Here is an 18,472-nt window from a genome sequence, read left to right on the forward strand (position 1 = left end):
CCAGGGATGTACACAGGCGGCACCCCCGGTTGATGTGGATCACGGCGTGAGCTGGGAAGCTGGCGGCATGTGGGGAGCGGAAGCGGGCTGGATCACCGCCCTGGTGGCGGCAGGCGCGGCCGGCTGGCTGGCCGCGGCGCTCGCCCGGGCGCGCCGCGCATACCGGGCGGCGATCGGCGAGCGCGGCTGGCTGCTGGAGCGGGAGCGGCAGAGTGCCGCGCACACGGCCGTCGACGCCGAGCGGGCCAGGATCGCCGCGGAGCTGCACGACATCGTCAGCCACAACGTGAGCCTGATGGTTGTGCAGGCCGGTGCGGCCCGTGAGGTGCTGGCCACCATGCCCGAGGAGGCAACGGCCGCAATGACCGCCGTTGAGACCGCCGGGCGGAACGCGATGACCGAACTGCGACACCTGCTAGGCCTGCTCGCCCCCGCGCCGGACGGCGCCGATGAGCCGGACCAGGACGGCTTCGCGCCGCAGCCGAGCCTTGGTCGGCTCAGCCCGCTGATCGACCGGTTCGCCTTCGCCGGCCTGCCGGTGGAGGTGCGGATCTCCGGCGAGCCGCGGCCGCTGCCGGCCGGAATCGACGTGACGGCGTACCGGATCATCCAGGAGGCGCTCACCAACGCGCTCAAGCACGGGGACGGGGTGAAGGCGGAGGTGACGGTGCGCTACGCGGACCACTACCTGCGGGTGGAAGTGCTGAACAGCGGGCCGAGCGTGCTCACCGGGGACGCGGCTGGTCCCGAGCGGCGGGCCGACGGGACGGGGCGCGGGCTGCTCGGCCTGAGCGAGCGGGTCGCCGTCTACGGCGGCGACCTCGACGCCCGGCGCCGCATCGGCGGCGGCTTCCGCATCCGCGTGCGCATCCCGCTGGACCGGCCGTGACGGACGCGCCCTCAACCGGCCAGCTCGGGCCCCGGGTCGTGATCGCCGACGACCAAGAGCTGGTCCGCACCGGATTCCGGATGATCCTGACCGCCCGCGGGATCGACGTGGTGGGCGAGGCCTCCGACGGCGCCGAGGCAGTCGCCAAGGTGCTCCAACACCGGCCGGACGTCGCGCTGTTGGACATCCGGATGCCCGGAATGGACGGCCTGGAGGCCGCCCGCCGGATCCTCGTCCAGGTCCCCCGGTGCCGGGTGATCATGCTGACCACCTTCGACCTCGACCACTACGTGTACGCCGCCCTCGCCGCAGGCGCCAGCGGCTTCCTACTCAAGGACGTCACATCGGCCCATCTCGCCGCCGCCGTACGCCTGGTGGACACAGGGGACGCGCTGCTCGCACCCTCGATCACGCGCCGGCTCGTCGAACGCTTCGCCACCGGCGCCCCCACCCCGGCCGCCTCCACCAAAGCCCCGGCGCCGCACCGCGACTTGGCCCCGCTGACGCCGCGCGAACGGGAGGTGCTGACACTGCTGGGGCATGGCTTCTCCAACAGCGAGCTGGCGAGCGAGCTGACACTCAGCGAGTCGACGGTGAAGACGCACGTGGCGCGGATCTTCGCCAAGCTCAACCTCCGCGACCGCGCCCAGGCCGTGGTTCTCGCGTACGAGACGGGCCTGGTCTCGCCGGGTGGGAGGCAGCAGCGCCCGGTGCGCGGACGGTGACCCGGGCCAGGTTCCGCTCAGAAGCGTCCTGAGCCACCGTCGTCCCACATCAGTCACGGACGACCGAGACCTCAGCATCGTCGTCCCAACGGACATGCTTCGCCATGGGCGGCAACCTAAATCGCCCAAAGGAGGTTGGCCTCCTCGGTCCAGCCATCCTCGCGTGGATCGCGGCCGCGGGCCACGAGGTCCCAGCCGCGGGCGAGGCGCCTCTCGACGTCCAAGCGCGCGGCCCATGCGGCCTGGACGATCTTCTTCCTGTCGGCCCGGGAGAACTCGTCCAGCTCAGTGGTCTCCCCCCGACGCAATCCGAGGGCGCCTTCGAGCCAGCCGTGCAAGTGCCCAGCGACCACACGCTCGGCGTGGAGTGACCGCCGCCCGATCAGCGTTCTCAGCCGACCTGCATGCCAGGCCGGCCTTCGCGAGCCGGGCCTGTGCCGGGAGGGCAGCAGACGGACCCATTCCGTCACCGCGTGATGCAGGTTCGGGTCGGTGCCCGCCAGACTCGCTAGGTGCGGCCGGGGGACGGTGGCATCGACGTGCGTGCAGAACGCCTCGATCGTCTGCCGGTAGTGCGTCGCCGAGGTCGGCCCGTAACGGGCGTCCTCCACCAACTCCACCCACTCGTCCGCGAGTTCCCCGGCCAGCTTCGCGCAGGTGAAGTGTGCCGGATCGAGCGTCACCGTCCGAGGGCGGCCCTGACCGTCGACCGTCGACACCTCGCGAACGCCGACCCGGGCCGGTGTCGCAGGGCGAGGAACAGGAGCGGGGAAATCACGGGTGTAGTGGCCGCGTCGGGGCATGGCCGGCGTCCTCCAAGTCCATCAGGCTGCGGGCGATCGTGATGTAGGAGGCGCCGCCGGCGGCCGTCCACTCGCGGAAGGCGTCGTCGACCTCCCGCATCGGGTCTTTCAGGTAGCGGATGTAGCGGTAGGTGGTCGACGGGTGTGCGTGGCCAAGGCGGCGCTGGACCACCAGCAGCGGATTGCCGGTCATGTGGTCCAGCAGCGTGGACATCGGCAGCCCCTGGTCCTCGGCGTCGTTCAGGGCTTCGCGCGTCAGGAAGATCAAGAGCCGCAAGGCGAAGGTGTGCCGAAGGTCGTGATAGACCCAGCACCGCCTGGGCAGCACCGGCGCGTGCTCGTTGCTGGCCCACGCCTTTATCCGGTCCCAGGCCCTCCAGCGGGTCTTGTCCCAAGCCGAGAAGGTGAGCATTTTGCCGCCCTGACCGATGAATAGCGCCAGCGGATCCAGGCCGTCACCGGTCTCCAGCACCGCCAGACGTCGCAGGTCCGGCTTCATGTTCTTGATCGTGCACGTGATCGTCAGGCCGTCGAGCACGGCGTGAACGCCGACGGCACCCTCTACTACGCGTGGCTACGCGGACTGGGTCACCTGCCGGCCGACGCTGCATCTGATGCATGATTCGCGTGGCTAATGGAGGGGGCGGACGGATGCCCGGAGCGGGACTGCGGGAGGCTTCAGCGCAGCTCGTGCTGCTCCAGGGCGTGTCTCTGCTGCATCCCGAGGATGCGGTCTTCGCAGCAATGATCGAGGGCTGGGGACGGCAGCAGTGCGGCGGGCGCCGGCTGCAGCCGGACACGATCAGCGACCGGCAGAGCGCGGTGCGGCGCTTCGCCAAGTACACCAACGCCTATCCGTGGCAGTGGTCGGCGTCCGATCTCGACGAGTGGATGACCTACCTGATCGCCGAGTTGAAGCGGGCGGAGTCGACGATCCGCAGCTACCAGAGTGCGATCCGGATGTTCTGCGACTACGTCACCTCGCCGCACTACCAGTGGCCGGCCGAGTGCGAGACCCGCTTCGGGGTGCACCCGGTGCAGATCTGCCACGAGTGGAACACCGCCGCGCACCTGGCCGACTACGAGGGCGGCGCCGAGCGGCGGCCGATGACACGCGAGGAGATCCAGGTCTTTCTCGACCATGCGGACGCCCAGGTCGGCCGGGCGATCCGGCTGGGGCGCAAGGGAGCACTCGCGGCCTACCGGGACGCCACGGTGTTCAAGCTGATGTACGGCTGGGGCACGCGCTGCACCGAGACTTCCCGGCTGGACGTCACCGACTTCTACCGCAACCCGAGGGCTCCGGAGCTGGGCAACTTCGGTTCGCTGCATGTGCGTTACGGCAAGCGGACCAAGGGGTCGCCGCCGCGCCGGCGCACGACGCTCAGCGTCATGCCCTGGGCGGTGGAAGCGGTCGAGGACTACGTGGTCAACGCCCGGCCCCGCTACGCGGCGGCGCCCGAGCAGTCGGCGCTGTGGCTGACCGAGCGAGGTGGGCGCCTTCAGGCCCGCGAGATAGAGGACCGGTTCGCGGCCTATCGCGACGCGTTGGGCCTGGACAAGGCGCTGGTGCCGCACTGCCTGCGGCACAGCCACGTGACCCACCAGATCGAGGATGGTGCGGACCCGGTTTTCGTCCAACGGCAGGTTGGCCACCGCTACGCCTCCACGACCGCGCTCTACACCGGGGTGAGTGGGGACTTCATGAACACGATGATGCGCAAGGTCTTGGACCGCGCCCTCCATGGCGGACAGTAGGGAGACGATGTGACGCCGAAGCTGGACTACCGCTGGCATCTGCGGGAGGTGATGGCCACCCGCGGCATGTTCTCCACCACCGACCTGCGCCCCCTGCTGGCCGAACGCGGCATCGATCTGTCGCCCAGCCAGACCTACCGCCTGGTGGTGGAACGGCCCGAGCGGCTGAGCCTCAAGACCCTCATGGCCCTGCTCGACATCCTGGGCTGCGGCATGGACGAGCTCATCGAGCCCGTCGCGGCTGCCGGTTCGCGGCGCCGTCACAGTGCCGCGGCCGGCGGCGGACCGGCGCCCGGGAAGGACGCCGGGCTCGGTGACTTGCGGCCCAAGCGGGCCCGGATCGTGCCCGAGTAGGCGCCGGTCGTGCCCGCCCCTGAGCTGCCGCGCTCCGCTACGGAGCCCGAGGCCGTGATCAGCGAGATCGTCCGGTCGGCTGACCCCGCGTGCGAGCGGATCGACGTCGCCGCCGTGCTCCAGGCGGTCTTCCGCCAGCGCCCCCAGCTGCGGACGCTCGCCGAGGTCCTCCAGGCCAGAGGGGACCTGCTGACGTCCGGTCGTCCCGAGGGGCCACGTGCGATCGAACGGCTTGTCCGGGCGCTGCGCGAGGCCGGCGCCGGAAAGCTGGTACTGCCCCGTTGCGGCGATTGCGGGCGCGAGCGTCCGCTGACCGGCCTCGGCGACGGCGTACGCATCTGCAGTGCCTGCACCAACCGCCGCATCGCGCGCGCCAACCCCTGCGCGATCTGTGGAAGCACCACCCTCGCCGGACGCGACCGCGTCGGCCGGCCCCGCTGCCGGGCCCATCCGCCCTGGGGCGCCACAGACCCGGCCCAGGAACTGGCCAAGCTGATCGCCGCCGGCCCCTTCGGTGTCTCGCCCGAGGCAGCGCAGCAGGCCATCCGCTCGGTTGAACCCACCCGCCCCGGACAGCTCCGGCTGCAGTGGGCGCTGGAAGACACCCCTGGCCTGCTGACCGGACGCGGCGCCGAGGGGCCACCCAAGATCTCCGCCCTGGCCCAGGCACTGATCGAGCGCGGCGCCCACGGCGTGGTCGTCCCCTCGTGTCCGTTCTGCCAGCGCACCACCGACCTGAAGGAGCGGCGTGACGGCCTGCGCTGCTGCGGGCCGTGCTATCGCGACACCAAGATCGCGACCTGCGCGGTATGCCGACGCACGCGACCGATCGGCGGACGCAGGTTCGACGGCCAGCCCGTGTGCGGCACCTGCCGCCAGCACGACCCCTTCAACCACAGGCCGTGCAGCGTCTGCGGCGAGATGCGCCTCAGGAAGTCGCGCACCGACGGCGGCGGAGTCTGCGCCGCTTGCCGGGAGACCCCCACCGCACTCTGCGCGACCTGCGGTGAACGCGAACCCTGCTACTTCGCCTCCACCGATGCCCCCAAGTGCCTGCCCTGCAGCGCCAAGGAGCGCGAGGAGGCCGTGTGCGCCAGCTGCGGCAAGCACCGGCGCGTCAACAACCGCACCGCCACAGGCGAGCCGCTGTGCGGAAACTGCGGCAACAAGCCCAAACCCTGCGCCGGCTGCGGCGGGATCTTCCGCATCAGCGGCCGGACCCCCAAGGGTGAGCCCCTGTGCCAGACCTGCTGGGCCAAGCATCCCGCCGCCCACCGTCCCTGCACCCAGTGCGGGTCCGTCGAACGGCTCTACCGGCACGGACGGTGCGCTGGCTGCGCACGTGCCGCTGACCTGCGCGACGTGCTCAGCCCGCCGGGCGGCCTCGTGCGCCCGGAACTGGAACCGGTCTTCCAGGCGCTGCTGACGCCGCCGCCCCGCACCGTGTTGCACTGGATCCACAAGATTCCCGCCCGCCGGGCCGTCCTTGAGGCCCTGGCGACGGAGCACGGGCCGGTCACCCACGAGATCCTCGACCGCTTCGCCGCCGCGCCGACCGTGGAGTATCTGCGGGCTGCGCTGGTTGCCGCGGGAGCCCTGCCCGCCCGGGACGAGCAACTGGCTCGACTGGAACGCTGGTTGGCCAAGTCCGTCGCCCGGGTCTCGTCCGCCGAGGAGCGCAGGATCCTGCGCAACTACACGAACTGGCAGCCCCTGCGAAGACTCCGCCGCCTGCCCAACGGCCAGTTGGTCACCCACGGCCGCGCCGAGACCGTCCGGGTCGAGATCCGCAACGTGGCCCGCCTGCTGGAATGGCTCCACGACGGCGGTACCACCCTGGCCACCTGCACACAGGACCAGGTGGACGCCTGGCTCAGCGAGGGCCCCACCACCCGCGCCACGGTCCGCGGATTCCTGCTCTGGACCAGCAGACGTGGCCACAGCCGACCCTTGACCGCGCCGGTCATCAGCAACTACTTCGCCGCGCGCATCATCGGCAAGGACCAACGCTGGGCCCTGGTCCGTCGCCTCGTCCACGACGAGCAACTGCAGGTCGCCGACCGGGCCGCCGGCCTGCTCCTGCTGCTGTTCGCCCAGCCCGTTGGCCGCATCAGCCGCCTCACCACCGAGCACATTGCCGACCGTGGCGACACGCTCGCTCTGAAGCTCGGGCGAGTCCCCGTCGAGATCCCCGCGCCCCTGGACGACCTGATCCGCCAGCTCGTCGAGCGACGGAACGGCCGCGCGGCCACCGTTCCGATCGAGGAACCCAAGTGGCTGTTCCACAGCCTCTACCCAGGACGGCCGATCGACCCGCACACTCTGGGCCGGCGCCTGAAGGCGATCGGCGTCCCGCCTCAGCTCGCGCGCCATGCATCGCTGATGGACATCGCCTCGGAGCTGCCCGCCTTCGTCATCAGCCGACTGCTGGGATTCCACCAGTCCACCGGAGACAACTGGACCCGCGAGAGCCAGGGCTTCGGCGCCGACTACGCCGCAGAAATAAGCCGCCGTCAATAGCGAGCCTTTTCCAACATGACTGCGGGCGTACCAAGGTGCCGGCGGTTTATTGGGTGTTCTTCCGTGGCCGTTGCCTCAAGCGGTGGCAGCGGTGACACACCAGCACGCGCGCCAAGGCCCCGCTGCCTTGGCGTGCAGGCCATGGCCACCCTGAAGGGCAGGCGCCTCCCGCGGAAGCTCCGCTGCAGCACGAACCGCATCACCGCGAACGTTCAGGCTCTTCTCGTCCTTCACCACGTGTCAGCGTGAGATTGGAAAGGTCAGCGCCTACTTCTGTGCGAATCCGAGAGATCCTCACACCTCTCTTTGCTGAGATCTTCCGAGGCAGCCGAGAGGCGGGGGGTGCTTTAATGTTCGGGTAGCAATGCCTACTTTTGACTCGACTGTCGATGTGAGAGAGGTGTCCCTTGAGCAGGCTGCTGGACGCATGTGAGACCGTGATCAGTCCAAGTTACCGCCTGTTTGGGTTGGTTGATACATCTGTCGACACGTATACGCCAGATGCGGATAATTCGAGTTGGCTGCTCTCCGCCCTCGGCATGGTTTATCTGCAAGTGCCGTCCCAGGTTATTAGTGCGGCCGTACGGTTGGAGAGCTGGTCCACTCTCCCTCCGGAGAAGGCTGCCCATTGGTTCGGCCGGGAAGAGGTGGAGGTGGAACTTCCCAGCGGTGACCTTGGCATTAAAACCCTCGACGGCGGGCTAATGGAAGTCCCACTGATCCTGCCCTCGCCCGGCCTGTACAAGATGCGATGGCAGTGGATATTCAACGGTGAAAGGGGCCCTTTCATCTCTCCGCTGTCGTGGCGCACCTTGCAAATTCCGCCGGGGCGGGAAGAGGAATTGGATGGTAAAGATCAATACTGCCTCGTGCAGATTTGGCGGACAGTCGCCGGAGTCAAGGCCGAGTGAAAAGACTGCGGGGCCGGCATGATGAGCCGGCCCCGCAGCTTGACTATCTCCGGTCTGGTGTCCGGGTCAGTCGCCGACCACGAGTATGAAGGCGTCGTGGTTCAGGATCCGGTCGTTGTCATACCAGGCTCCGAGGCGGCCCCCAGCTTCTTGGTTCTCAACCGGGTCGATGTAGCGAACGGAGAATTCGTCGGTGTACTGAGCTCCTTCATAATTACTGCGCGCTGCACCCTCATAAGTAGAGGCCATGGGGAACTCGTCGCAGTCGAGTGTCTCTCCCTCGCCGGGACGACCCGGCATCGCGGCGCTGTTGCAGGTGGAAGAAACAACGCTGCGATTGGCGTTGTAGCGGCTCAACTCGAGCGCCCCGGCCGCTGGTACGAGGCGGTGCATCGGCTGCAATGCTTCTCCGCCGGGCAGGTTCTTGTCGGCCTTTGTCGGGAAGGTGCTGCCCGGGTTCTCGAGGGCGTCGCCGACGTGGTCAGCGACCGCAGCCACCCCCAAGTACGGCTCTACAGGAGCAGCGGGATCGCTCGTGTCGCTTCTGTCGTAGCGGAGGGCGGGCGTGGCGTCGGGAAATACGGAACCCAGTTGGGCACGCTGGTTGTAGGCAGCGCTGTCGAAACGAACTTCCCCTTCCTCGCCCTCCGTGGGAAGGACCTGACCATAGCCGGGGATCGTGAACTCGAGGACCGGGGTGAACAAGCCCGTGGCTATCTGATCACCATTGACAACATCGGGAAATTTCGGCGCCGATGACCAGAGGTCGAATTTTGTGTCGCCGTCGTACTTCCACTGGCTGGGTGAATCGTCACGGCCGGGGTAGACCCCGGTGTAGCAAGCTTCCTCGTCCTTGGCTTCCGACGGAGCTCCGGCGCTCCAACTTCCCTCGCACTCCAGAGTGGCCTCCAGCTTGGCGCCGACCTTGTTGAAGTCTCCGCTGGAGATGAAGACATCCACGTTGAAGTCGAATTCGACGTACCGGGTGTACGAGCCGCCGTCCAGGCCGCCTATTTTGCCCTGCCCGATAAGCGTGTTTCGCGATATGAAGGTACCTTGCAGGTAGCATCCCGGTGGCCACAGTCCACACTTGATGGCCGGCATTACCGTCAAGGTCTCCTGGCAGTAGGAGAAACGGTTCTTTATGTACCCGGCCCTGTTGTCCGAATCGTCAGCGTTGACGCATTCGTCGACGTCGGCGATATACTCGTACTTGTCGAAGCCTGAATTCTCGGGCTTGCGGCCTCGGGGGAACCTTGTGCTGGGAACGGTATAGGTGCGTTCCCAGACAGCAGTTGTTTCGGCAGCTTGTCGGGCGGAGGGGCCACCGCGCGGCTGCACGCCGAGTGCTTCCAAGTTGCCGTCCCTGTTCAGGACTTCCTCCACCTTGGCGGGGTCGGCAATCAGTGCGGGGTCGTTGATGGTGTAGGAATCGCCGGGCTGAAGGGTGGTGGGGACCCCGGCAGCTGCGGTCTCCACGACGAACGTGCGCCACGGGGACCAGTTGAGGTTGTAGTGGGTGCCGTCGTAGGCGTTGGTACGGAACTTGTACATCTTGCCGTCCACGAGCTGCCCGCCCGGGACTTGTACAGTCGCCCACTCGCCGGGGGTGACGAAGTCGGAGACGAGCAGTCCTTCGCCGGCCGGCGTGGTGATCGGCGTGTTGGTTGCCGCGTCATAGACCTGGAAGGTGCCGTTGACCAGGTCGCCGTCCGCGTCCTCGAACTTGTCCCTCAGAGTCGGTGTGAGGGTGTTGACACCCCACACGTCGTTGTAGGACTGGAACGGGGCGCCTGCCTGCTGGGCCGTGCCGTCCAGCGGCCGGTAGTTGTACGTGACGCTTAGTTTGGGCTGGTTGGACGCGTTGTTCGCGGAGTTGACACGCTTCCAGGCCAGGGTGCTGTCGTTGGCCGCGCGCAGGCCCATGTGGCCGCGGGTCGCCTTGGCCGAGGCCCAGGTCTGCACCAGTGCGTCGACGTCGGCATTGATCCAACCGTCGGGCTGGCTGCTCGTGCAGCCGGGGTTGCCGCGGGTCTGGGTGGAGGAGTGGTACTGGGTCCACGTCGGCTGGTTCGTCCACCGTGACGAGGTCGACGGCGCGCTGGTGGCCCCGACGGTCCAGCTCTGTGCGGAGCAGTCGGTGTTCCCTGAGTGGAAGTTCCACAGGGCCAGGTTCGTGTCGATGATCAACGCGTCCTGGAAGGGCGTGGTGTTCCACGTGATGAAGGACCGCGCGGTGCGGGGCGTCCCGTCGGCGTTGGTGGTGCCGGGGTTGCCGAGGTCGAGTTCGACGTCGGTGGACCAGTCGACGGTCTCGCCCTGTTGTACGTAGGTGTCGAAGGTGTTCGCGAGTGCGGAGGTGGAGGGGTCCACCGTGACGGGGTACTGCGTCGCCGGGTTGGCGAGGAAGCCCGGGTCGGGGGTGACGACGAGGTCGATCTTCCCGTGTCCCTTGTCGAGGACCTCCATATCGACACGGGCCCGGTGAGTGTGTTCACCAGACCGGCCGTCAATAGCGGCGTCCCACATCACCGGGGCGGGCATCGTGGCCCGGACGTCGCCGGTCTCGGCGTCGGTGAACGTGACCGAGCCGTCCTTGTTCGCCTTGGCCTTCATACCCTCTGCCTGCAGCGGCAGGGTGTAGGTGAAGTCGGCGGCGGCAGGCTTCTCGGCGATCTCGACGAACTGCTCGAAGCCTGTACGGGTCGCCTCGACGATCACGTCGGCGCCCGGGACGGCGTCGCGGTACCGGGCGCGGGTCCCGTCGAGTTCGGGTCGGGCAGTCCACCCTTCCACTGGAGGGTCACGCTGCCGTCGCCACTTCCCAGCGTCACCAGGTCCCGCACCGGCGAGTTCTGCGCGGCCTTGAGGGACTTCGCCTTGGCGCCCCCCTTGCCGGCCAAGTGCAGCCCGTGGGGGTGCTCCTTCGAACGAACGGTGCCGTCCGTGTCCTTGGTGAGGGTGACGTCGACCTTCCGCCACTTGCCGTCCCGCCACACACGCTCCGGACCGGAGGTGAGCTCGGTGGTCAGCGTTCCGTCCGCGTTTGCGACGGTGTAGGAGGTCGCGGTGGTCTCGTCCGTGGCGACCACCTTCTCTCCGGTCTTCTTGGCCTCGGAGATGGCCCAGCCTTTGGAGCCCCTGGGGTACTTCGCGGCCTTGGCCGGATCGGAGGACGAACTTTTGGCCGCCAAGGGATCCTCCGCCGGAGGCGGTGTGGCGGCGCTTGTCGTCCCCGCTGCGAGCGCGACTTCCGCGACCAGCAGCAAGGCGGCCCCAACCGCGAGCCGAGCTCTCGCTCTCCCGTGCGAGCGACGTATTCGTGAATTCACGAACCACACACCCTTTCTTGATCGACAAGGTGTATGGGCACTGTAGGTGTGAAGAAGCGGCCATAGGGCTACACGAAGGAAGATTGACTGGAACTAACTTTGCCGAAGCATGGGAGAGTTGTGACCTGAGGGTGTCCTTCTTCAAACGTTGCATCAATCACACCGCACCGTGGTGAGCATGGCCGAATACCGATGTGTTGCTGGTCGGTGCGGCGCACAGGACTTTGGCGTAGTCGGCTACCGCCCCGACCGCTTCGACGTCACCGGAGCCCTGGTCTGCCTCGCCGGGTTGGCGCTGATCATGTATGCCTCGCGTCGACATTGCCCAGGCGGACGCCCGGCATTCCCCAACTTCCGATAGCCGGGCTTACCAACACCATCTACCCCACCGAGACCATCGAAGCCCACCGCGCCTTCATCACCCGCCGCCGCACCCTGCGCCCGGCCGAGGAGTACCGCACCCCCACCGACGCCGAGTGGGAGGACTTCCTGGGCCACTTCGAACGCCGCAAGCTTTCCGTCGGTACCTGCGCCCGCGCCTACGGCACTGCCTGCATCCACGAGCACGCTTGCGTCAGATGCTCGCTCCTCCGGCCTGACCCGGCCCAACGGGCACGGCTTGCCGAGATCCGCGACAACTTGATCGCCCGAATCGCCGAAGCCGAGACGGAAGGCTGGCTCGGCGAGGTCGAAGGTCTCCAGGTCGGCCTGGCTGGAGCCGAGGAGAAGCTCCGCCAGCTCGATCGGCGCCACGGGCAGCATACGGCTGTGGACCTTGGCATTCCCACCACGCGTGGTGATCGATGAACCCACGAAGGTGGACAGCTGCATGGCCCTCACCCAAGATCGAGAACAGGTTCAAAGCTTGTTCTTTAACCTCACGTCACTGCGGAATGCTTGCCGGTGAAGAAAATGCGGTGCGTTGGCACCACGCTGGTCAGACTCGCTGACATGACTGAGTAGATCACCCGCATCAACCCCGAGCAGTTGCATGAGACACCCGGCTACCACCACATCACCGTGGTGGAGGCAGGCCGTACCGCCTATCTGGCGGGGCAGTGCCCGCTTGATCGGAATGGTGACCTCGTCGGTTCCGGTTCCCTCGAGACGCAGGTCGACCAGGTTGTCGCGAACGCGTCCGTTGCTCTCGCAGCCGTGAGCGCTCAGCCGCAACATGTAGTGCGGTCAGTGATCTACGTGCGGAGCGACGACAGGGACGTCCTGGGGGCTGTGTGGGATCGGCTCATCGACTCTGCCATCGGCCCGGCGTTCACCACCGCCAGCACGATGCTGGGCGTCACCCAGTTGGGCTTTTCCGGACAACTCGTCGAGGTGGATCTCACCGTGGCGCTGCCTGACTGACTTCGAACGGCGTATCGAACTGGGTAGCCCAGCTGGGCATTCGCGGGACGCTGGGGCGGCCTTCGTCTGATCATGTGCTCCGACCAAGGTGCACCGATCAAGACGAAGGCCGTGAAGGTGAGTCTGCTGCCTGACGCCGGTCCCGGGGAGTCGTTCGCGCAAGCGTCACGCTTCCGGGAGGACCTATTCGACTGCCTGACCGTGCGCGGGGACGAGCTGTTCGAGCTCGTGGACGCGTTGCTGTGCGCGGACGGCCCAGTGACGTCGCCGGTGGATCTGACGCTGGTGGCCGAGCACCGGCGTGGGCACGGTGCGATGTATGAGGCGTTGAACCGCGGGAGTGTGGACGTGCCCCGGTTGCGGCAGGTGCTGGCCGGTCTGCCGATGCCGCGGGCAGCCGACGGGCGCCTGGTCCTGGCGGTCGATGTCAGCAACTGGCTCCGCCCTGACGCGCCGACCAGCGCGGATCGCCTGTTCTGCCACGTCTACGGCCGCAGCGGACGCTCCTCGGACCAGTTCATCCCCGGCTGGCCGTACTCGTTCGTCGCCGCCCTCGAATCAGGCCGGACGTCCTGGTGCCAGCTCCTGGATGCCGTCCGCCTCGGGCCCGAGGACGACGTCGCCGAGGCCACCGCCTCCCAGCTCCGCCGGGTGGTCACCGACCTGATCGAGATGGGCCGCTGGCACGTCGGCGACCGCGACATCCTCATCGTCTTCGACGCCGGCTACGACGCTCCACGCATGGCCCACCTCCTCGACGGCCTCCCGGTCGAGGTGCTGGGACGGATGCGTTCCGACCGCGTCATGCGACGGCCGACGCCCTCGCTCAGGGAGTACGCCCTGGCCTATCCCCAGGGTGGGCGACCGCCGAAGCACGGCAAGGAGTTCCGCTTCGCCAAGCCGGACACCTGGGGTGAGCCGGACGCGGCCACGACGCAGGTCACCGACCGATACGGCACCACGCGCGCGATGGCCTGGGACCGTATCCATCCGCGCCTGACCACCCGCTCCGCCTGGATCGAGCACACCGGCGAACTCCCCATCATCGAGGGCACACTGATCCGCCTCCAGGTCGACCGGCTGCCCGGCGGAGGAGACCCGCTGCCGCTCTGGCTGTGGTCGTCCGCCACCGGCCTGAACTGCGAGGACGTCGACGTGCGCTGGCAGGCATTCCTGAGGCGCTTCGACCTGGAGCACACCTTCCAGCTGATGAAACAGACCCTCGGGTGGACCCGCCCGAAGCTGCGAACCCCCAAGGCCGGCGAGCGCTGGACCTGGCTGATCATCGCCGCCCACACCCAGATCCGCCTTCTGCGCGAGGCCGCCGCCGACTTGCGGCGGCCGTGGGAGAAGCCCGCCGAGCCCGGCCGACTCACCCCGGCCCGAGTCCGCCGGGGGTTTCGGAACCTCCGCCCGCACCTGCACTGTCCGACCCGCGCGCCAAAACCCTCAACCCCCGGACGTGGCAGGCCACTTGGCTCGAAAAACCGGCGGCCCGCCACCCGTTACGACGTGGGTAAAACCGTGAAACGACCAGAGAGCATCACCGAACGAAACCGACTCAAACCATAAAGAACAAGCTGAGAAGCGTGCATCATGCTCCCTTCAGAACACGATCAAGTGCCGCCCGGCCTGCAGGTCCCCAGTTCGGCTTGCCGCCGGGAAGCCCCCGATCTCCGTTCTGCCCCATGAGCATCAGGAAGAGGCTCTTCATAGCAGCCAGCCCGCGGGCGCGCCGGATCGCTGCCTCGTCTGCATTCGCGTACATGTCGAAGAACCGTGAGGCCGTGCCCGCGGGTAGCAGCACCCATGCGGCGGCGAGGTCCCACGCCGGGTCGCCGGCGAACATGGCACCGAAGTCGACGATGCCCGAGAGCGTTCCGTCCGAGACGACGACGTTCGCGGGATGGAGGTCGCCGTGCACCCACACCGGTGGGCCCTCCCACGCGTGGGCCGCAACGGCGTCGTCCCAGACAGCCCGGACATCGGCAGCGATGTCGTCGGGGACAACGGCCTGGAAGAAGTTCTCGAAGCCCTCCGTGCAGTTCCTGGGATGGCCACCGAAGTCCGTAGAGATAGGCGCCTCGGCGGGCGCCTCCACATGGAGCGCCCGGAGGAAACCCGCCAGCGTGTCGGCCGCGTGGTCGCCGCGACTGATCGAGCCGTGGTCCAGCGGCTCGCCGGGAACCCACGTCATCACGGTCCAGTGCTTGGGGAAACGCTCGGACGGTTCGCCGAACCGCACCGGGGTCGGCACCGGGAGCGGCAGGCGCGGGGCCAGCACGGGTAGCCACCGCCGCTCCTTGAGCTGGAGCTCCGGGGTGGGGTCCATGCGCTGCATGCGCACGGCCAACTCGTCCCCGAGGCGCCACATCTGGTTGCCCCAGCCGCCCTCCACCTCACGGATGGCCAGCCCTGCAAGATCTGGATGTTGCTCCTGCAGCAGGTCGCGGACCAGGTCTGCGGTGATCTCGATCTCGGTGTCGTTCATGCGAAGTCACAGTACTGAGGCGGCAGGCGGAGCGGTTCTCTCACTCCGGAACATCTCGCTGTGATCCCTCTGACATCACCAATTCGGTTTCAGAGAGCAACGGATCAGAGGCTTGTGACAGACCGGCCCCAAGTTCAGAGAAGTGACCAGGCCAAAGCTGATCGCACCGGTCCACAAGGGCCGCGGCATACCTACCTCCAGGCCCCTCCTAGCGGTGTGAGCCGGGAAGCGGACCGGAGCGCCAGGGAAGGGGTGCCAACCCCTTACGTACAAGGGGTCGGGGCGCGGCCGGGCCACCGCCCGTACCCCGACCCTCACGCCGGCGCCCTGGCGTCGCATGTGGATCACGGGGCAGATGTACCAGGGGTGGAGCCATGTGGTGCTGTCCGAGGTGCGGCCGTGCAGCTCGGTGTGCAGCGGGGCGGTGTGCTGGTGCTGGTCGGGAGCGGGTGGTTGTGCCGCGTGCGCCGCCTCTGCGGCTTTCGTCTCCGTGTATTCCTCGGGGCTGGCCGTGCGCCTGCGCGGACCGACCTCGTCGGTGAGCCGGTGCCGGGTCTCCGGTGCTTGGGGGGCGGCCCAGATCTGTACGAGATGCTGTTCCAGAACCGTGTCGCCCTCCTCCGCGTAGATGTCACCGACCGCGGACGCCGCATCTCGTCCACGTGCGTGGATCCGGAACCTCCACCACTGGTACTCCCCCATTACCGTCTTCGTTGGCTCCGCAATGGGGCTCCCGGCCTCCGGGCCCGGCATGACGTCCCCCCTTGTTAACCATGATCCGGGGCGTTTCGCGCGCGTGATGCGGAGCATCGCTCTGGCAGGAGTGCGGCTGCGTCGCAGGCACCGCACCACTGTCGCGGACCCGGCCGCCGCGAAAGCCCCCGACCTGATCGGCCGCGACTTCACCGCGAGCCGAAGTAGAAACCCGCCGCTCCTTCCGCGACGGGCTGCGCCTGTTCCGGCTCCCGCCACGCATCGTCTACGACCTCCAGGAATTCCTCGACCCCGAAGGCAACAGAGATGCCTTCGCCCCCGAGGAACAACTGGTCGGCCTCTGGGGCCCGGTGTGGTTGCGATCGAGTGATCAAAGGACGCGAGCCAGTGCGTCCGGCCCCACGAAGTGCAATGGTGGATCGCCGCGCAGGAACCGCAGCACCTCCTCCACGGCACTTGCGCCGAGCCGCTGACGGCACTCGGCGGTGCCCGCCGCCTGATGAGGGGTCAGCAGAACATTCGGCAGTTTCCGGAACTGGTGGCGGACCGGCAGTGGTTCGGTGTCGAAGACGTCGATCGCAGCGTCCAGCCGACCCGCCGACACCTGCACCAGAAGCGCGTCCTCGTCGACGAGCCAGGAACGGGCGGTGTTGACCAGACCGGCGCCGTCGGGCATCAGCGCCAGTTCTCGCGCACCCAGCATGCGCCGGGTCTCGGCGGTGGCAGGGGCGTGCACGGCGACGATCCGACTGCCACGGAGCAGTTCGTCCAGCGGCACCACCCGTACCGCGAGCCGCTGTGCGTCCTCGGCCGTCAGATACGGGTCGGTGACCGCGACCTGTGCCCCCAGTGCCCTCGCCAGCTCGATGTACGCACGACCGGTGCGGGACGCTCCGATGACGCCGATCGCACAGCCCTGGATCTCGTGCCGCGGCGGGGCCTGGCTGGCCTCGTCCCAGTCGGCTCCGCCGCGCAGCGCGTGGTCGAAGCGGTGGATGCGGTGCAGCAGGGCGAGGGTGAACGCCAGGGCCACCTCGGCGACCGGGCGTGCCATCGCGTCACCGGCCTGGGTGACGAGGATCCCACGCCGGAAGACTTCCTCGGTGACGTACGGGGCGACCGCCGATCCGGTGTGGGCGACGATCGCCAGTCGGTCAGCGACGTCGAGGAGTTCCTCGCTGAGGCGGGGCGTTCCCCAAGCGGTGATCAGGGCACGGGCACCGGGCAGCGCCGCACCGAGTGCGTCCCGGTCGGTGTGCTCGTCGAGGATGGTCGGCTGCGCCGCGGCGCAGAGGCTCTGCCACACCGCGGGGGTGAAGAACTGCTCACGAAGGTGCGGGGGTACGGCGACGACGACCCGCGGCAGGCGGGCCGCCCCCGGGTCAGGAGAGCCAGTCATCGACGTGCTCCGCGACGAAGTCGTCGTCGGTGAGCCAGGGGTAGGCCGTGGCGACCCGGGTGATCTCTTCGGCCTGGCCGGGAGACAAGACCTCCTTCGGATCGAGACACCAGATGCCCTCCAACAGACCCTGGCGGCGCAGTACTTCATGGACACCCGCGATACAGCCGCGGAATCCGCCGCGCACGTCGAACACAGCGCTGTTGGCGTCGGTGAGCTCCGGACGGCGGGCGAGGCAGCCGACCATGGCGTCGTGGTCACCGGCGCGTGCCCGCCGGACCTGATCGAGGAGGGTGACGGCGGAGCCGGTCCAAACGGACCACTGGCCGAGCAGCCCGCCCGCGAACCAGCGCGGCCCGCCGCCCGCCGTCTCGTACGGGGTGAGCAGGTCGCCGATGATGTCGTCGTCGTTGCCGGTGTACAGGGCGACCTCGTCGGCCCGGTCGGCGGCGGCCACGGCGCGTACGACATCGGCGGTGCGGTAGCGGTCGAAGGGCGCGATCTTGATGGCCGCGGTGTTCGGCAGGTCAGCGAATGAGCTCCAGAACGACGGCGAGAGATATCGGCCGCCGACGGCCTCCTGGAGGTAGAAGCCGATCACCGGCAGCACCTCGCCGACGGCACGGGCCCGGTCCAGCAGCCCCTCCTCGTCGGCGCCGGGCACGGCGGGGCTCAACAGCACGGCGTCGTAGCCGAGGGAGGCTGCGAGCTCGGCTTCGGAGACGGCCTGCGCGGTGTGGCCGCAGGCCCCGGCGACGGTGACGACGGGGTGGCCGGCCTCGTTCCGCACGGTCTCGGCGGCGAGTTCGAGAACCGGTGCCAGCAGGCCGATGCCCGGTTCGCGGATCTCGAACTGGGTGGTGTGGACGGCGACGGCGAGGCCGCCCGCGCCGGAGGCCAGGTAGTAACGGGTCAGCGCGCGTTGCCGACGTTCGTCGAGCTTGCGGTCGGCGCCGAGGGCGAGAGGATGAGCGGGGATGACGGCTCCCTCAGCGAGCACGTCCATCGGAGTGCGTGCCGAGGCTGCCGCGGCCGCCGAGGAGGGGACGGGTCTGGGAGTGGTCGCGGCTACGGGGCCGGGTGCAGGCGCGGTCGAGGCTGCGGGCGTACGGGACACGGGGATCAGAACCTTCCGTCGCGGACCTGGAACTTGGTGGGCTTGCCGGACAGCGGTAGCCCGCGGCGCAGCCAGTCGGCCTGCCACTCGACGAGGG

The 18,472-nt window shown here is 68.4% G+C and carries 15 protein-coding genes and 2 pseudogenes; 10 read left to right on the plus strand and 7 right to left on the minus strand.

Annotated elements, in window-relative coordinates; all coding sequences use genetic code 11:
• Positions 1-46 precede the first annotated feature (46 nt).
• Both ACZ7L9_RS35990 and ACZ7L9_RS35995 read left to right on the plus strand, forming a co-directional pair.
• Complete coding sequence (locus ACZ7L9_RS35990; protein ID WP_471421737.1) at positions 47-889, plus strand: sensor histidine kinase; 843 nt, start codon at positions 47-49, stop codon at positions 887-889.
• Positions 886-1,614: a response regulator gene (locus ACZ7L9_RS35995; RefSeq protein ID WP_471421738.1), complete on the plus strand. Its 729-nt coding sequence runs from the start codon at positions 886-888 to the stop codon at positions 1,612-1,614. The genes ACZ7L9_RS35990 and ACZ7L9_RS35995 overlap by 4 nt, the downstream gene beginning before the upstream one ends.
• Positions 1,615-1,730: 116 nt before the next feature.
• Here the strand turns inward: ACZ7L9_RS35995 and ACZ7L9_RS36000 are convergent, their stop codons facing one another.
• The gene (locus ACZ7L9_RS36000) at positions 1,731-2,417 is read right to left on the minus strand and encodes a hypothetical protein (RefSeq protein ID WP_471421739.1); all 687 of its coding nucleotides are present in this window, start codon (positions 2,415-2,417) and stop codon (positions 1,731-1,733) included.
• On the minus strand, positions 2,389-2,955 hold the full coding sequence (locus ACZ7L9_RS36005; protein WP_471421740.1) for a hypothetical protein: 567 nt from the start codon (positions 2,953-2,955) through the stop codon (positions 2,389-2,391). Before ACZ7L9_RS36005 ends, ACZ7L9_RS36000 begins: the two co-directional genes overlap by 29 nt.
• 113 nt (positions 2,956-3,068) lie before the next feature.
• On the opposite strand from ACZ7L9_RS36005, the gene ACZ7L9_RS36010 reads away from it, so the two are divergent.
• The 4 genes from ACZ7L9_RS36010 (at position 3,069) to ACZ7L9_RS36025 (ending at position 7,960) form a co-directional block, all read left to right on the plus strand.
• Positions 3,069-4,175 (plus strand): tyrosine-type recombinase/integrase, encoded by a 1,107-nt coding sequence (locus tag ACZ7L9_RS36010; protein ID WP_471421741.1) that lies wholly within the window; start codon positions 3,069-3,071, stop codon positions 4,173-4,175.
• A gap of 9 nt (positions 4,176-4,184) precedes the next feature.
• On the plus strand, positions 4,185-4,529 hold the full coding sequence (locus ACZ7L9_RS36015) for a helix-turn-helix domain-containing protein (RefSeq protein WP_471421742.1): 345 nt from the start codon (positions 4,185-4,187) through the stop codon (positions 4,527-4,529).
• A 9-nt stretch (positions 4,530-4,538) separates the two neighbouring features.
• Positions 4,539-7,049, plus strand: coding sequence for a hypothetical protein (locus ACZ7L9_RS36020; protein WP_471421743.1), 2,511 nt, complete (start codon positions 4,539-4,541; stop codon positions 7,047-7,049).
• Positions 7,050-7,456: 407 nt separating this feature from the next.
• The gene (locus ACZ7L9_RS36025; protein WP_471421744.1) at positions 7,457-7,960 is read left to right on the plus strand and encodes a hypothetical protein; all 504 of its coding nucleotides are present in this window, start codon (positions 7,457-7,459) and stop codon (positions 7,958-7,960) included.
• Between the two features lie 66 nt (positions 7,961-8,026).
• Here ACZ7L9_RS36025 and ACZ7L9_RS36030 read toward each other — a convergent pair whose 3' ends face one another.
• Both ACZ7L9_RS36030 and ACZ7L9_RS36035 read right to left on the minus strand, forming a co-directional pair.
• Positions 8,027-9,064: a NucA/NucB deoxyribonuclease domain-containing protein gene (locus ACZ7L9_RS36030; protein ID WP_471421750.1), complete on the minus strand. Its 1,038-nt coding sequence runs from the start codon at positions 9,062-9,064 to the stop codon at positions 8,027-8,029.
• Positions 9,065-9,391: 327 nt separating this feature from the next.
• A pseudogene (locus ACZ7L9_RS36035) lies at positions 9,392-11,226 on the minus strand (DNRLRE domain-containing protein); the annotation flags it as partial.
• A gap of 301 nt (positions 11,227-11,527) precedes the next feature.
• On the opposite strand from ACZ7L9_RS36035, the pseudogene ACZ7L9_RS36040 reads away from it, so the two are divergent.
• The 4 genes and pseudogenes from ACZ7L9_RS36040 to ACZ7L9_RS36055 all read left to right on the plus strand — a co-directional run.
• Positions 11,528-11,653 (plus strand): annotated as a pseudogene (locus tag ACZ7L9_RS36040) (hypothetical protein); the annotation flags it as partial.
• Entirely contained in the window at positions 11,614-12,099 is a 486-nt protein-coding gene (locus ACZ7L9_RS36045) for an integrase (RefSeq protein ID WP_471421745.1), read from the plus strand. The pseudogene ACZ7L9_RS36040 and the gene ACZ7L9_RS36045, both read left to right, overlap by 40 nt.
• A 156-nt stretch (positions 12,100-12,255) precedes the next feature.
• Complete coding sequence (locus ACZ7L9_RS36050) at positions 12,256-12,654, plus strand: RidA family protein (protein ID WP_471421751.1); 399 nt, start codon at positions 12,256-12,258, stop codon at positions 12,652-12,654.
• 117 nt (positions 12,655-12,771) lie between these two features.
• The gene (locus tag ACZ7L9_RS36055; protein ID WP_471421746.1) at positions 12,772-14,226 is read left to right on the plus strand and encodes an NF041680 family putative transposase; all 1,455 of its coding nucleotides are present in this window, start codon (positions 12,772-12,774) and stop codon (positions 14,224-14,226) included.
• A 22-nt stretch (positions 14,227-14,248) separates the two neighbouring features.
• Here ACZ7L9_RS36055 and ACZ7L9_RS36060 read toward each other — a convergent pair whose 3' ends face one another.
• The 3 genes from ACZ7L9_RS36060 to ACZ7L9_RS36070 all read right to left on the minus strand — a co-directional run bounded on the left by ACZ7L9_RS36060 (position 14,249) and on the right by ACZ7L9_RS36070 (position 18,264).
• Positions 14,249-15,145: an aminoglycoside phosphotransferase family protein gene (locus ACZ7L9_RS36060; protein ID WP_471421747.1), complete on the minus strand. Its 897-nt coding sequence runs from the start codon at positions 15,143-15,145 to the stop codon at positions 14,249-14,251.
• A 1,084-nt stretch (positions 15,146-16,229) separates the two neighbouring features.
• On the minus strand, positions 16,230-17,258 hold the full coding sequence (locus ACZ7L9_RS36065; protein ID WP_471421748.1) for a hydroxyacid dehydrogenase: 1,029 nt from the start codon (positions 17,256-17,258) through the stop codon (positions 16,230-16,232).
• The gene (locus tag ACZ7L9_RS36070) at positions 17,242-18,264 is read right to left on the minus strand and encodes a dihydrodipicolinate synthase family protein (RefSeq protein ID WP_471421749.1); all 1,023 of its coding nucleotides are present in this window, start codon (positions 18,262-18,264) and stop codon (positions 17,242-17,244) included. The genes ACZ7L9_RS36065 and ACZ7L9_RS36070 overlap by 17 nt, the downstream gene beginning before the upstream one ends.
• Positions 18,265-18,472: the final 208 nt, after the last annotated feature.

The organism is Streptomyces sp. NPDC111516 (assembly GCF_055635345.1).

What these genes read in the sequence shown, in the direction of transcription:
- ACZ7L9_RS36000 (WP_471421739.1), bottom strand. Translation starts at nt 2,417, where the DNA reads ATGCCCCGACGCGGCCACTACACCCGTGATTTCCCCGCTCCTGTTCCT.
- ACZ7L9_RS36010 (WP_471421741.1), top strand. Translation starts at nt 3,069, where the DNA reads ATGCCCGGAGCGGGACTGCGGGAGGCTTCAGCGCAGCTCGTGCTGCTC.
- ACZ7L9_RS36030 (WP_471421750.1), bottom strand. Translation starts at nt 9,064, where the DNA reads ATGCCGGCCATCAAGTGTGGACTGTGGCCACCGGGATGCTACCTGCAA.
- ACZ7L9_RS36060 (WP_471421747.1), bottom strand. Translation starts at nt 15,145, where the DNA reads ATGAACGACACCGAGATCGAGATCACCGCAGACCTGGTCCGCGACCTG.
- ACZ7L9_RS36065 (WP_471421748.1), bottom strand. Translation starts at nt 17,258, where the DNA reads ATGACTGGCTCTCCTGACCCGGGGGCGGCCCGCCTGCCGCGGGTCGTC.
- ACZ7L9_RS36070 (WP_471421749.1), bottom strand. Translation starts at nt 18,264, where the DNA reads ATGGACGTGCTCGCTGAGGGAGCCGTCATCCCCGCTCATCCTCTCGCC.